Annotated in this window: 15 protein-coding genes; 6 read left to right on the top strand and 9 right to left on the bottom strand. The window is 64.7% G+C overall.

The features are described 5' to 3' along the window. Positions 1–323 precede the first annotated feature (323 nt). Positions 324–743 (top strand): VOC family protein, encoded by a 420-nt coding sequence (locus EJ067_RS03330; RefSeq protein WP_126084663.1) that lies wholly within the window; start codon positions 324–326, stop codon positions 741–743. Here the strand turns inward: EJ067_RS03330 and EJ067_RS03325 are convergent. The 3 genes from EJ067_RS03325 to EJ067_RS03315 all read right to left on the bottom strand — a co-directional run bounded on the left by EJ067_RS03325 (position 740) and on the right by EJ067_RS03315 (position 2,968). Continuing rightward, positions 740–2,284, bottom strand: a complete 1,545-nt coding sequence (locus tag EJ067_RS03325) for a winged helix-turn-helix domain-containing protein (RefSeq protein ID WP_189510355.1) — start codon at positions 2,282–2,284, stop codon at positions 740–742. The two genes, EJ067_RS03330 and EJ067_RS03325, sit on opposite strands and share 4 nt — an antisense overlap. A gap of 63 nt (positions 2,285–2,347) precedes the next feature. Then, positions 2,348–2,575, bottom strand: coding sequence for a hypothetical protein (locus EJ067_RS03320; RefSeq protein ID WP_126084661.1), 228 nt, complete (start codon positions 2,573–2,575; stop codon positions 2,348–2,350). A 135-nt stretch (positions 2,576–2,710) separates the two neighbouring features. After that, on the bottom strand, positions 2,711–2,968 hold the full coding sequence (locus EJ067_RS03315; protein WP_189510353.1) for a DUF1127 domain-containing protein: 258 nt from the start codon (positions 2,966–2,968) through the stop codon (positions 2,711–2,713). 164 nt (positions 2,969–3,132) lie between these two features. Here EJ067_RS03315 and EJ067_RS03310 point away from each other — a divergent pair, with 164 nt between their 5' ends. After that, the gene (locus EJ067_RS03310) at positions 3,133–4,587 is read left to right on the top strand and encodes a LuxR C-terminal-related transcriptional regulator (protein WP_126084659.1); all 1,455 of its coding nucleotides are present in this window, start codon (positions 3,133–3,135) and stop codon (positions 4,585–4,587) included. A gap of 55 nt (positions 4,588–4,642) precedes the next feature. On the opposite strand, the gene EJ067_RS03305 is transcribed toward EJ067_RS03310, so the two are convergent. The 5 genes from EJ067_RS03305 to EJ067_RS03285 form a co-directional block, all read right to left on the bottom strand. After that, entirely contained in the window at positions 4,643–5,536 is an 894-nt protein-coding gene (locus EJ067_RS03305; RefSeq protein WP_126084658.1) for a carbohydrate ABC transporter permease, read from the bottom strand. Position 5,537: 1 nt separating this feature from the next. Then, a complete protein-coding gene (locus EJ067_RS03300) occupies positions 5,538–6,476 on the bottom strand; it encodes a sugar ABC transporter permease (RefSeq protein ID WP_126084657.1) in 939 nt (312 codons plus the stop codon). 108 nt (positions 6,477–6,584) lie between these two features. Then, complete coding sequence (locus EJ067_RS03295; protein ID WP_126084656.1) at positions 6,585–7,910, bottom strand: ABC transporter substrate-binding protein; 1,326 nt, start codon at positions 7,908–7,910, stop codon at positions 6,585–6,587. A gap of 36 nt (positions 7,911–7,946) precedes the next feature. Beyond that, positions 7,947–9,023: a sn-glycerol-3-phosphate ABC transporter ATP-binding protein UgpC gene (gene ugpC / locus EJ067_RS03290; protein WP_126084655.1), complete on the bottom strand. Its 1,077-nt coding sequence runs from the start codon at positions 9,021–9,023 to the stop codon at positions 7,947–7,949. 377 nt (positions 9,024–9,400) lie between these two features. Beyond that, complete coding sequence (locus tag EJ067_RS03285) at positions 9,401–10,000, bottom strand: DUF922 domain-containing protein (RefSeq protein ID WP_126084654.1); 600 nt, start codon at positions 9,998–10,000, stop codon at positions 9,401–9,403. A gap of 136 nt (positions 10,001–10,136) precedes the next feature. Here EJ067_RS03285 and EJ067_RS03280 point away from each other — a divergent pair, with 136 nt between their 5' ends. From EJ067_RS03280 to EJ067_RS03270, 3 genes are all read left to right on the top strand, one after another. Continuing rightward, complete coding sequence (locus tag EJ067_RS03280) at positions 10,137–10,370, top strand: hypothetical protein (protein ID WP_126084653.1); 234 nt, start codon at positions 10,137–10,139, stop codon at positions 10,368–10,370. An 88-nt stretch (positions 10,371–10,458) separates the two neighbouring features. Beyond that, positions 10,459–11,559, top strand: a complete 1,101-nt coding sequence (locus EJ067_RS03275; RefSeq protein WP_126084652.1) for an NAD(P)/FAD-dependent oxidoreductase — start codon at positions 10,459–10,461, stop codon at positions 11,557–11,559. Positions 11,560–11,679: 120 nt separating this feature from the next. Then, positions 11,680–12,309: a glutathione S-transferase family protein gene (locus EJ067_RS03270; RefSeq protein ID WP_126084651.1), complete on the top strand. Its 630-nt coding sequence runs from the start codon at positions 11,680–11,682 to the stop codon at positions 12,307–12,309. A 40-nt stretch (positions 12,310–12,349) separates the two neighbouring features. Here the strand turns inward: EJ067_RS03270 and EJ067_RS03265 are convergent, their stop codons facing one another. Then, a complete protein-coding gene (locus EJ067_RS03265) occupies positions 12,350–12,883 on the bottom strand; it encodes an Hsp20/alpha crystallin family protein (protein ID WP_126084650.1) in 534 nt (177 codons plus the stop codon). Between the two features lie 450 nt (positions 12,884–13,333). Between EJ067_RS03265 and EJ067_RS03260 the strand changes: the two genes are divergently transcribed. Further along, positions 13,334–13,558: a hypothetical protein gene (locus tag EJ067_RS03260; protein ID WP_126084649.1), complete on the top strand. Its 225-nt coding sequence runs from the start codon at positions 13,334–13,336 to the stop codon at positions 13,556–13,558. Position 13,559: the final 1 nt, after the last annotated feature.

Here is a 13,559-nt window from a genome sequence, read left to right as displayed (position 1 = left end):
GGTTGCATTTTTTATCCGGATTTTGTTGGGGTGGAATATTGGGCTGTCGCCTGCAAGGCTGAGTTCCTTCGCGCCCCCTCTGTCCTGCCGGACATCTCCCCCACTTGGGGTGAGAGTGGCAGCTTAGGCGCAGGCGCTTTCCTGCAATGTTGGAGATTAACGAAAGGCCGCGTGAAGGCCGATCTCCTCCTTGTGGGGAGATGGCCGGCAGGCCAGAGAGGGGCGCTGTCCCGCCGACATCTCAGTGTCAGCAGACCGCCATACCCCGCATTGACCGCACGCCAGCCCCCTCTAGATTGACCCCCTCAACCAGGAGGACACCCATGGAACTCTATCGCGGCCGGCTCATCGACCACATCCAGCTTGTCGTGCGCGACCTGAAGGCCAGCCGGCGCTTCTATGGCGCGGCGTTCGAGGTGCTGGGCATTCCGGTCGGCGGCGAGGCCGACGATTACTTTTGGGCCGACGAGCTGTTCGTCTCCAGCGCCGACAGCCGGGCGGCGCAAGGCGTGCTCACCGGTCGCCACCATCTCGCCTTCCAGGCCAAGGACCGCGCGATGGTCGACGCCTTCTACCAGGCGGGGCTGGCCGCCGGCGGCAGGGACAACGGTGTGCCGGGCGAGCGCCCCTACCACCCCGGCTACTACGCCGCCTTCCTGCTCGACCCCGACGGCAACAACATCGAGGCGGTGTTCCATGGGGAGGCCAGGCGGAGCGCCGCGGCCGTGGAGATCAGCTTCTAGGGAGGGGTCCCGGCCGATACAGCCGGCGCGTCCCAGCCGGCGAGCTCGAGCCCGCGACGGAGTCGTTCGCGGTCCTCAGCACGTTCCATGCGCATCTCCCGGACGATCTGGGCGATGGTGAGGTCAGGCTCCAAGGCGCGACCTTCCCTGACGCAGGCCAACGCCTTACCATGGTCGCCGGCAAATGCGTGGCATGCGGCCAGCCGCGCCCATTGCCAGGCGCTCTTGCGGGGCAGGCATGAGAAGGATGCCGCCGCTTCCTGATAGCGGCCGACGGCCAGCAGGGCTTCGCCGCGATCGTAATAATACCAGGTCGGATGCATGGGATTGAGCTGGACGGCTTTGTCGAGCAGGGCGAGCCCAGCCTCGCCGTCACCGCGCATGGCGCGGAAGAAGCCGGTCTGCGCCAGCGTGTCGGCGTCATAGGGATTGAGATCGACCGCGCGGGCGAAATGTTTTTCGGCGGCGTCGTACTCGTCACGGCCGCGATAAAGCAGGATCAGCGCCAGCATGCGGTGGCATCGCGCCTCGTCGGGACTAAGCGCGATGGCATGCAGCGCGCGGTCCCGCGCCTGGTCGAGCACGGCGCGTGGCGCATCGGCGTAGCCGCCGATGATGACATCTGCGAGCGCCAGATAGGCGTTCGCCAGGCCAGAACGAGGATCGAGCTCGATGGCCTTGAGGAAATGCTCGCGCGCATCCTGGTTGACCCGTTCGCCATAGCTGCGCAGCAATTCCTTCCCGCGCAGGAAATGCAGATAGGCTTCGACATTGGCTGCCGCGGCGGGCAGGCCGCGCCGCATCACCGCGCTTTCGACGCTGGCGACCAGGGCCGTCACGATGCGTTGCGCCACCATCGTCTGGAACGTGAAGATCTCGCCTTTGGCGAAAGTGAAGGTCTGGGCCCAGACGCGCCGGCCGGACGCCGTTTCGGTCAGGACCACCCGTGCGCTGTAATCCGCTCCGGCAGTCTCGACGCTGCCTTCACTGACATAGTCGGCCCCGAGGCGTTCGGCGGTCGCGCGGATGTCCTCGCGCGAATATTCGGCCAGAGCGAATGCGGAATGACGCGCCAGCACGGTGACGGTCTTGAAGTAGGAGAGCGCATTGGTGATCTCCTCGACCGCGCCGTCGAACAACGCCTTGGCGGCGCTGTCGGCCGGATCGACATGGAACGGCAGGACGGCCACCATCGGCTCCGCCCGGGCGGCAGCCATGGCGCCGGCATGCGGAGTTGCCGCCTCGACCTCGGGGGCTTGGAACAGATAGCCGCGGCGCGGCACGGTGCGGATCAGCGCCTGCGCTTCGTCGCCGATCGATTTGCGTGCATCGTGGATCGATTGGGTGAGGGAGTCGTCGGAGACGATGATTCCCGGCCAGACAGCCTGCAGCAACTCTTCCTTGCTCAGCACACGGCCGGGATTGCGCGTCAGATAGGCCAGCAGCTCCAGGGTCTTCGGCCGGACCGGCACGATCTCGCCGTCACGCCGGAGCGTACCCCGGTCGAGATCGAGCACCGCGCCGCCGATCCGTAGCGCCAAGCTCTTGCCCCATCGCCGCGCTTCATCGCGCGCCGTCAATGGGAATGGCAAATGCCGGCAAGGTCAAGCTGGAAACAAGTTCAAGCCTGAAAAGAGGCCGCGCAGGCGAAACCTTGGTCCGGGCGGCTCGGTGGTCGGGGCTTTCTCGCCGGACGCCACCCCTTCGAGGTAGGCCAGCATCTCGTTGCTCTCGCCGCAACAGGGGCCGGCAAAGCCGGTCGAAAGGAAACGAAGCATCTCCTCTCGAGCCAGTTGCGCGGGCGGGAACGGCGCTTCGGCGTTGATATGCATGATCAACCTCCAGGTAGCCAGCGGCAGCGGAGCGGTGCTCGCTGCAGGGTCGCTCATCGGCTGTTTGCGCAAGCATCGCTGCGAAAGGTGCCCGCCGTCCTGAACGACTGCTGATTTTTTGCTGAATTGTTCCGCCTATCGCCGCCAGAACGGTTTCGCCAGTTCCTCGCGCACGTCGTCCATCGTCAGGCCGATATCGCCGATCAGATATGGCGTGTCGCGCGCCTTGAGCGCCAGCTCCGCGCGGAAGCGGGCCCGCTCGCGCCACACGGCGAAAAGGCCGAACAGGCCGGGACGGCGGGGCAACAGGCCTTCGCCGGTCGGCGGGTCGCGGACATCGAGGCGCACGGCGCCGTGGAAGTCGGAAATCGTGTTCAACGTCGGTTTCATCATCGGCTCCTCGGAATGAATGGCCCTCATCGAGGGCATGCGGGGAGCCTGAACCGTGATGCCCTGCCGAGCCATCGGCCGCATGCAGTGTTTTAGGTCCTGCATTTGTAGTATTTTTTGCGGTGGCGGACGTTTGATAATGTTCCCGTCCGCGGGCAGGGGATCGGATGAACCACGACGCGACGCCCACACCGTCCGCGCTTTCGCCGGGCAAGCCCTTGCCGGCCTTATCCGAGCGCGAACGCGCCGTGGCGGAAAAATTCGCGGCCGGCCTGACCTATCGCGAGATCGGCGAGGCGCTGGTCATCGCGCCGTCCACCGTGCGCACCCATCTCGCGGCGATCTATGAAAAGCTTGGCGTGCGCAGCAAGGTCGCGCTCGCCATGCACATCAACGCCATCGGCACGGCGCCGGCCGGGCCGCCGGCCGTGACCGACGCTTCGCCCGTGCTGGCGATATTTCCCATCGAATGCCTGAGCGCCGACGAGCACTGGCGCCGCTTTGCCGACGGCCTGTCGTCGGACATCACGGTCGACCTTGCGCGCTACGCGGATCTGCCGGTCGTTGCCTTCCACACCATGAAGGCGCTGGGCAGCAAGCCGGCCGATTTCGCCGCCGACGGCAAGGCCCTGGGCGCGGCTTATATTCTGTCCGGCCAGTTGCGCGCCGACGCGCGGCGCGTGCGGCTGACGATGGAACTCGCCGATGCGCGCACCGGCGTCAGCCTGTGGAGCGAACGCTTCGACCGGCCCGTGGAGGACATCTTCGCGCTGCAGGACAGCCTGACCGAAAGCGTCATCAACGTGCTTGCCGGCTGTTTCGGCGCGATCGCCACGGTCGGCCGCAATGCGATCCGCCGCAAGCCGCCGGCCAGCCTACGCGCTTATGACTGCTATCTCTTGGGTGTCGAGCAGCACAACACCTTCAGCCGCAGCGGCAACAGGGAGGCCATCAGGCTGTTCTCACGCGCGCTCGAGCTTGACCCGACCCTGGTCAGGGCCTGGACCGAACTCGCCTATGCCTATTCGATCGAAGCGTGCAACGGGTACGGCGACGACCTGAACGCCTCGATCGGGAAATGGCGCTGGGCGGTCGAGAACGCGCTGCGGTTCGACCCGAGCGACAGCGCCGCGTACACCTGCTTCGGCGATCTCATGGGCTGCCTTGGCGATCTCGAGGCGGCCGAAAGTGCCCACCGGCGCGCCTTCGAATGCGGCGCCAACCATGCCGACACGCTGGCACTGCTTGCCGGCAGCAGGGCGCTGGTCGCCGGCGATCCGGCCGAAGCCATCCCGCTCATCGAGCGCGCCATGCGCCTCAACCCGATCGCGCCGCCTTGGTATTTCGGCATGCAGGGCCGCGTCCTGTTCGCGGCCGGCAGGCACCGAGAAGCCATAGCCGCGCTGCGGCGGAGCACGCCGGATTCGCCGCATGTGCTGATCTTCCTGATGCTCGCTCATGCCACGCTGGGCGACGGCCCGGAGGCCGCCGCCATCGCGGCCCGGCTGCGCGCGGAATTTCCCGGCTTCTCGGTGGAGGGTTTCATCTCGGGCTATCCCGTCACCAATCCGGGTGCCGTGCGCGCCATCCGCGAGGCAGCGAAGCTGGTTCCGATCCGGTAGCCTCCATTGACGCTGCGACACCGGTGCAATTGCCGGGTCGATGCAGGGACGACAATTATTCCTTCACCGCGCCGGTCATCGAGGACACATAGTGCTCGACGAAGAAGGAATAGAGCACCACCACCGGCAGCGAGCCAATCAGCGCGCCTGCCATCAACGCTCCCCATTCATAGACGTCGGAGCGGACGAGCTCGGTGAGCACGCCGACCGGCACCGTCTTCTTCTCGGATGACTGGATGAAGGTCAGCGCGTAGATGAACTCGTTCCAGGAGAGCGTGAAGGCGAAGATGCCGGCCGAGATCAGGCCAGGGACCGACAGCGGCAGCACGATCTTGGTGAGGATCTGCCAGCGAGTTGCTCCGTCAATGAGCGCGCATTCCTCCAGCTCGAACGGGATCGAGCGGAAGTAGCCCATCAGGAGCCAGGTGCAGAACGGGATCAGGAAGGTCGGGTAGGTGAGGATCAGCGCGAACGGCGTGTCGTAGAGGCCGAGGTTGAACACCATCACCGACAGCGGGATGAACAGGATCGAGGGCGGCACCAGATAGGCAAGGAAGACGGCAAGACCGACCTGCCGCGCCCCCGAGAACCGCAGCCTTTCGATCGCGTAGGCGGCAAGCACCGCGGCCGCCAGCGACAGGAAGGTGGCGGCGGTGGAGATGATCACCGTGTTGAAGAGCCAGCCGGGATAAGAGGTATCGAGGAGCAGGTAGCGTATGTGCTCCAGCGTCGGATGCACCACCCAGAACGGGTTGTAGTTCACATAGTCGGTCATCTCGACATTGGGCTTAACCGCCGTGATCGTCATCCAGTAGAACGGAAACAACAGCACGATCAGAAACACCAGCAGCGGCAGATAGACCGTCACCACGCGGCGCGGCAGGCTTTGCAGGTAGCCCATGCCGCCTTCGTCGGTGTCCATGCGCTCGACTTCCTTGATCGCGGCCATGTCAGTCTCCGCCGCCTTGCTGCCACCTGCGCCGTTGCAGGCCAAAATAGCTGAACAGGATCGCCGCCAGCAGGAAGGGGATCATGGCGACGGCGATCGCAGCGCCTTCGCCGAGCTGGCCCCCTGAGATGCCGCGCTGGAACGACAATGTCGCCATCAGATGCGTGGCGTTCACCGGCCCGCCGCGGGTCAGCACATAGATCAGCTGGAAATCGGTGAAGGTGAACAGTACCGAAAACGTCATGGTGATGGCGATGATCGGCGTCAGAAGCGGCAGCGTCACATGGCGGAACAGTTGCCAGCGGCTGGCGCCGTCGAGCGTAGCGGCTTCATAGAGCGATTGCGGGATCGTCTGCAGGCCGGCAAGCAGCGTGATGGCGACGAAGGGAATGCCGCGCCAGACATTGGCCGCGATAACGGAAGCGCGCGCATTGGTCGGGTCGCCGAGAAAGTTGATGCGATGGTCGATCAGTCCCATCTGCTGCAGCGCCCAGGACAGGATCGAGAACTGTGAATCGTAGATCCACCAGAAGGCGATGGCCGACAGCACCGTCGGCACCACCCAGGGCAGCAGCACCACCGCGCGGAAGAACGACTTGAAGGGCAGTTTCTCGTTGAGGATGAGCGCCAGCCAGAGGCCCAGCACGAACTTCAGGATCGAAGCGCTGACCGTGTAGAGCAGCGTGTTGAAGACCGAGAGCCAGAATACGCTGTCGCTCCACAGATACTCATAGTTCTCGGCGCCGATGAAGATGCCCGGGCGGCCGATGCGCGTATCGGTGAAGCCGAGCCATATGCCGAGGCCCAGCGGATAGGTGAGAAAGACCAGGAGCAGCGCCGCCGCCGGCAGCATGAAGCCGAGGCCGAGGGTGTTGCGGCTTTCTGCGAGCCGCGAAAGCATCGACGGACGTTGCTGAACGGCAACGGATGGCACGGCCATGGCGCGGGCTCCTGTGCGAGGTCTGGTACAGCGTGCGGGGCGGCAGCCCTTATTCCGGATGCTTCCGGACGACGGGCGCTGCCACCCCGGTTCAGGCGACGAACAGGATCAAACGCGATAGTAGCGGTTGGCGCGCTTCTCCGCCTCTTCCATTGCCTCCTGCGGCGTGGCCTGGCCCGTCACGGCCTTGGCGAACATGTCGACCAGCACATAGTCGGCCATGGTCGCCGCCGAGGCATAGCCGAGCGGCCCGGCATAGCCGTTGGGACGCAGCGTCGCCGAGGCTTTCGCGTAAGCCGCATTGTTCGGATCGGCCTTCCACACCGGGTTGCTGTCGAAGGCCTTCAGCGTCTGGCAGCAATAGCCGGCCGACGAGGTGATCCAGTCCGACATTTGCGGATCCTCGAACATGAACTGCAGATAGGCTTTGGCCGCGTTGGGGTAGGGCGTGTAGTTGAAGATGACGGCCGTGGTCACCTGGAACAGCTCGACCGATTTCCCGACCGGACCGATCGGCAGGTTGGTCGTGCGCATGTCCTTGGCGATTTCGGTCAGTTTCGGATCCTTGTCCTTGTTGACCTTGGCCGTGTTGTAAACGGAGATGCCGTTGGCGATGACGCTCACTTCGCCGGCCAGGAAGGCGCGGTTGTTGTTGACGTCGAGCCAGCTTTCCGTGCCCGGGATGAAGGTCTTGTAGAGCTCCTGCGCGTATTCGATCGCCTTCAGGGTCTCGGGGCTGTTGATCGTCACCTTGCCTTTCTCGTCGACCATCTGGCCGCCATGGCTCCACAGCAGCCAATGCGCGTAATTGTTGCCGTCGCCGACGCCGTGGCCATGCGTGAAGCCGGCCGGATGGCCCTTCGCCTTGAGCGCCTTGCAAAGTTCGAGAAAGCCGGCCGTGTCCTTCGGAAATTCCGAGAAACCGGCCTCCTTCACCCAGCTTTCGCGATAGACGATGGCGTTGCCGATGGTGGCAAGCGGCAGGCCGAGGAACTTGCCCTCGCGCGTCGCATACTGCTTCGGCCCATCGTGCCAGCCGCCATATTTCTTGCCGAGATAGTCGCCGAGTTCGGTCACGTCGAGCAGCTTGTCGGGATATTGGTGCGGATCGTCGAACCAGACCAGCATCAGGTCGGGGCCGGAGCCGACATTGGCGGCAACCGCCGCCTTCGGCCGGATATCCTCCCAGCTTTCCTTGTCGACGCGGACCTCCACGCCGGTGGCCTCGGTGAACCGCTTGGTGTTCTTCAGCCACTGGTCCTCGTCGCCCTGCACGAAGGGCGACCAGCGCAGCAGCCTGAGCTTCGCACCGTCCTCGGGCTTGTAGGTGAGGGCGTCCTGCGCAAAGGCCGCCGAGCCGACAAAGCGGCTGCCCAAGGCTCCGGCGGCCGCGCCGGCGGTCGTGCGGATCACGTCGCGTCTGGTGAACTTCATGCTCGTCTCCTCCTGTGTGTTTCCTCGCTGGGTGGCTTATCGCGCCGCTTCGATCCGCTGGCCGGTTTCGCCGTGGAACAGATGGATGGGCCCTGGCTCGACCGACAGCCGGATGGTGTCTCCCGGCGCGAAGGAATGGCGCTCCCGGAAATTGGCGACGATATCCTCGCCGCCGGCCGTCCGGCCGATGATCTGCACCTCCGAGCCGGTCGGCTCGATCACCACCACCGTCACCGGAATGCCGTCCTCGGCCAGCCGCAGATGCTCGGGTCGCACTCCGAGCACGATAGCCTCGCCGTTGCCGATCGAAGGTGGTTTCGGCAGAGGCACGGAGACGCCTCCCGCGCCCCGGAACGACGGCGCGCCGTCGTTGGCGAACGTGCCCTTGAGCAGGTTCATGGCGGGCGAGCCGATGAAGCTCGCGACGAAGAGGTTGTTCGGCCGGTCGTAGAGTTCCAGCGGCGGTCCGATCTGCTCCACGACCCCGTCATGCATGACCACGATCTTGTCGGCCATGGTCATGGCCTCGATCTGGTCGTGCGTGACATAGACCGTCGTGGTCTTCAGCCGCTGGTGCAGTTCCTTGATCTCGGCGCGCATCTGCACCCTCAGCTTTGCGTCGAGGTTCGAGAGCGGTTCGTCGAACAGGAACACCTGCGGATTGCGCACGATGGCCCGGCCCATGGCGACGCGCTGCCGTTGGCCGCCCGAAAGCTGGCGCGGATAGCGCGACAAAAGCGGCACCAGCCCGAGGATTTCGGCCGCCCGCTTCACCCCCGTATCGCTTTCCGCCTTCGGGACGCCCTTGAGCATGAGCGAGAACGCCATGTTCTCGGCAACGGTCATGTGCGGATAGAGCGCGTAGTTCTGGAACACCATGGCCACGTCGCGCTCCTTTGGCGCAACGTCGTTGACGATTCGGCTGCCGATCGAGATATGGCCGCGCGAGATCTTTTCCAGTCCGGCGATCATCCTCAGAAGCGTCGATTTTCCGCAGCCGGAGGGTCCGACCAGCGTGACGAACTCGCCGTCGTCTATGTCGACGCTGACGCCATGCAGGATCTGGGTAGCCCCGAACGATTTGTAGACATCGCCAATCGCGACAGACGCCATCGCATTCCTCCCGATCGTCCCTGCGAAGTCTCGCGGAGACCCGTTTCTATCAGGTGTGGCTGAAACGGATGCCGGCAAGCATCCACCACTGGCGTCGGCGACGTCTGCCCCAGCTCCCCCCGGGTCACGCGACTGTGAAACGGTAGCGCTACCAAATCCGCCTGTAAAGCGGCGGCGCGCACGCTTATACTTTCGCCGTTGGGGACAACGGGCAAAGCCCGCCGCGAGGCGAAGTCAAGCTGGGGCATGTCTCGCGAAAGTAAGAACCGGCCATGCGTATGATCAAAACCTAAAGCGCGTGGAGCAAACCTGAAAGATCGCGACGCGCTTTGGGCCGCGGCTTTGCCGCCGATCAACCGGCCGATACCCGGCCCCTCTCAGCCCCCGATCAAAAACGCCGCGATCAGCTTCTGCAAATTTCCGCCCTGGCCGAACTCCGCCTTGTCGAAATCGTGGCTGGCCTGGCGCTGGGCCCTGGAGAGCTGGTCGAGATATTGCGTCAGCTCCGCCCTGATCTTCGTGCAGCCGGGGTCGTCGGCGACGGTGAGGCCAGTGCTGAAGGCGACGATCTTGTCCACCATGCCGACGATGCCGGCGCCGTGCACCTTCTCATGCGCGGCGAGACCATCGGCAAACGCATTCCAGCGCGCCTGCACGGCGGGGGCAAGTTTCCCGGCGGGTTTGGGCAGCGTATAGGTGATGATGAGTTTTGGCCGCGCCGTCTTCAGCACGCAGGCACCGCCTTGCGGCCGGTAGTCCCGCTGCCAGGTCAGCTTGAAGAAAGTGTGCGCGATCGCCCGCCGCTCATTGCCGGCCGAATCCTTGCCGATCACCGGGCCTTTCTCGCCGATCGAGACATAGAGCGCCTCCACCGTTTGCCCCGAGATTGCATAGGTCTCGACCTTCTCAACCGGCTTCCAGTCGGCGAGAGCGGGCGTGGCGAGCAGCAGGGCGGAAAGCAGCAGGGCGGGTTTCATGAGGACTCTACAGGATCGCGGGGCGAGGCTTCGTCCATAGCGGTTGTCGGTGCGGGAGCAAAGATGGCGACGGCATCGGAACCTGCTCCGCCCGCCCGCCGTTTCCTTGCATCGTTCCGACCCAGGGGAGACAAGGATGACCCGCAACGAGATCATTTCCGTTCTTGGCCCGGTCGATGAGGCCGTGATCGCCGACATCGCGCTCACCGGTGCCAGCCTCGAGGAATTGCGCGAGGCCTTCGCTTGGATTGGCGCCGACGAGGCGCTGGTGAACGAGGGCCGCGCGATGCCGGGCGCCAGGGTGGCGCGGCTGATCGAGATTCTGGAACCGCCCGAAGACGAGCCCGAGGTGCCTGGCGCGATGGAGTAACGCACGCGCGCGGATAATGGTGATTTCCCCCACTTGCCCCTCCGACACCGCGGGCATAGCTTCTTCCTGCCTTGGGGAGGAAGCTAGCTTGGACACCAATGTCGTCATTGTCGGCGCCGGGCCGACCGGTCTGGCCGTCGGCGCCTGCCTGCAACAGGCTGGCGTCGATTTCACCATTCTGGAAAAGGCCAGCGAGGTGGCGCCGGCCTGGCGGCGGCATTATCGCCGGCTGCATCTCCACACGGTGAAGTCCTTCTCCTCGCTACCCTTCGTGCCGTTCCCCAAAAGCCACCCTCGTTACGTCCCGCGCGAAAAGGTGGTCGTCTATCTCGATGCCTATGCCCAGCGCTTCGGCCTGAAGCCGCGGTTCGGCGTGACGGTGAAATCGATCCGCCGCGCGGGCGAGAAATTCCTGGTCGAGACCGATGCCGGCGGCATCGTCGCCCGGAAAATCGTCGTCGCCACCGGCAACAATGCCGAACCGATCGTGCCGGGCTTCCCCGGCATCGAGGCGTTCGAGGGCGAAGTGCTGCACAGCGCCGCTTACACCGAAGCGGCGCCCTATGTCGGCAAGGATGTGCTGGTCGTCGGCATGGGCAACACCGGCGCCGAGATCGCGCTCGACCTCGCCGAAAGCGGTGCGCATCCGGCGATCTCGGTGCGCAAGGGCGTCCACATCGTGCCGCGCCAGCTCTTCGGCGTGCCGATCCAGATGGTGGGCATCGCCAGCCGGCCGATGCCGCAGGCCCTGAACGACTGGATGTTCCCAAAAATCCTCGACCTGGCGTTGGGCCGACTGGAGAAATACGGCATCAGACGGCCGAAGACCGGCATTCTTGCGCAGATCGACGCCGGCCGCATTCCGGTGATCGATGTCGGCACCGTGGCGGCGATCAAGGCGGGCAGGATCAGCATCCTCCCCGACATCGTCCGCTTCACCGAGGACGGCGCGAAATTCACCGACGGGCGCGAGCAGAAATTCGACGCGGTGATCTTCGCCACCGGCTACCGGCCGGGCTATGACGGCATCCTGCCGGCGGAGCTCAGGCCGGCAAAGAGCGGCGTCAATCCGCGAGCGTCCGATCTCGGCGTCTATCTCGTCGGCTTCTACAATCCGGTCACCGGCCTGCTGCGCGAGATCGGCATCGAGGCGCAGGCCGTGGCGAAGGATATTGCGAGGCGGGGGTGAACACTCCCAAGTGCTGCATTGGGGGTGTTCAAATGCCGAGAGTCGGCGCCGCATGAATCGGGTGGCGCCCATACATGCTCCATGCGAAGCCACCCCATCTGCACGAGAGGGGACCCAGCCATGTTCACGCTCTACGACTACCTGCCGTCGCAAAACGCCTGGAAGGTGCGCGTCTTGCTGGGGCTGCTCGGCGTCGCGTACGAAACGCGGCAGGTGTCGATCTTCGAGGGTGAGAGCCGCACGGAGGACTTTCTCAAGCTCAATCCGGCCGGCGCCGTCCCGGTGCTTGGCCTGGAGAACGGCGAGGCGATCGCCGAGTCCAACGCTATCCTCGTCTACCTCGCCGAACGCACGCCCTTTCTGCCGGCGGACCGATTCTCCCGGGCCAAGGTCATGCAATGGCTGTTCTTCGAGCAGTATCATGTCGAGCCGGTCATCGGCTCGCTGCGCTTCTGGACGCTGACCGGGCGGCTGGAGCGCAACCACGCGATGGTTGCCGGCAAAAGCGAGGCGGGTACCCGCGCGCTTGGCGCTCTCGATCGCGGCTTGAAAGACGCGCCCTTCCTCGTCGGCGTCGCGCTCACCATCGCCGACATCGCCGTCTACGCCTACAGCCACCGCGCCGAGGATTGCGGCTTTTCGCTTGCCGACTATCCGGCGGTCAGCGCCTGGATCGATCGGGTCCGCGAAGCGATCGGCCCCGCTTATCCCGTCCATCCCTACAGCATCGATCCGCATTCGGGCGGTTGAACTCCGGCCGGGCGCAGCGCGCCCGGCCGACGAGCGGGCTTCAATGCTTGCTCTTGGTGGAGCCGGCACCGGTACCGCCGATCGGGATACGCCTGGCCTTCGCCTGGGCGCGCGAGGTCTTGGGCAGCGTCACTGTGAGCACGCCGTTGTGGAAATCCGCGCGCACCTTGTCTTCCTCGACCTCGGTGCCGAGCGGGATGCGACGCTCGAAGCGGCCATAGAAGTGCTCGGAGAACTGCCTGTCCTTGTCCTCGGTCTGCGATTTCTTCTCGCCGCGCAGCGTCAGCACGCCGTCGTCCAGCATCAGCTCGACATCCTTCTCCTCCATGCCGGGCATCTCGGCCGTGATGCGGACCTCGGAATCGGTGTCCGAGATTTCGACGCTCGGCCATCCCGCGCGACCGCCAATGGACTCGAGCGACGGCATCCTGCTGCCAAAACCGCGGAATGCGTCGTCGAACAAGCGGTTCATCTCGCGATGCAGCGCCATGAAGGGGTCGCGATCGCTGTCGCGATAGAGACCGGGGGCCTGATTTCCTTCCCTGGCCCAAGGAATGAGATCACGAATTGCCATTTCAATGTCTCCTTTCTCGGTTGCGTGAGGCGATGCAGGTGCCTGGGCACCGGACAGCTTCGAGGCTGTGCATCTGCCTGGCCTGACTGGTCCTCCAGGGCGTCGGCCGCGCTTCAAACACACCCGGTATGTCCAGCGCTTGCGCACGAGATCGGCTAGCATCGATCTGGTGATTGGTTCGCCGAAGTCAAGGCCCGCTTTGGCGCTGCGTCAGGCTTTTTCGAAGGGCCGACGGACGCGATGATTTTCCAGTCTTCTTGTCATCGCCGCGCGACGATGGAACATGCCGGAACGGAAGGCCGTGCAGGGCGTTTCCGTTCAAGCAATTTCGGGAAAGCGCGTGGCGGTTTTCTGGCCGGAATTGCGCAAAAACAAATGGTTAGAGCAGTGAGCCGACGCCGTTCGCGCAAGACGCCGGCCTGCTTTCCCGCAGCACAATGGAGACCGGAAATGGTTCGCACCCTCGCTATCGCAATCCTGGCCACCGGCATGGCCAGCCTTCCGGCCGTGGCTGCCGAGGAATACTGGGTCGCCAGGGATGCCGTCTCGAAACAGTGTGAGATCGTGCCGAAGGAGCCCGACGGGACCTTGGTCATCGATCTCGGCAAGAAGAAATACGCCAGCGAAGGGGAGGCCAGGAAGGCGATGGAGGCGTTGCCGGACTGCAAGAAGTAGG

This window comes from Mesorhizobium sp. M1D.F.Ca.ET.043.01.1.1 (genome assembly GCF_003952385.1).
GTDB lineage: Bacteria > Pseudomonadota > Alphaproteobacteria > Rhizobiales > Rhizobiaceae > Mesorhizobium.
The sequence above is the reverse complement of the archived record's forward strand: the minus strand, read 5'-3'. Positions and strand labels throughout refer to the sequence as shown.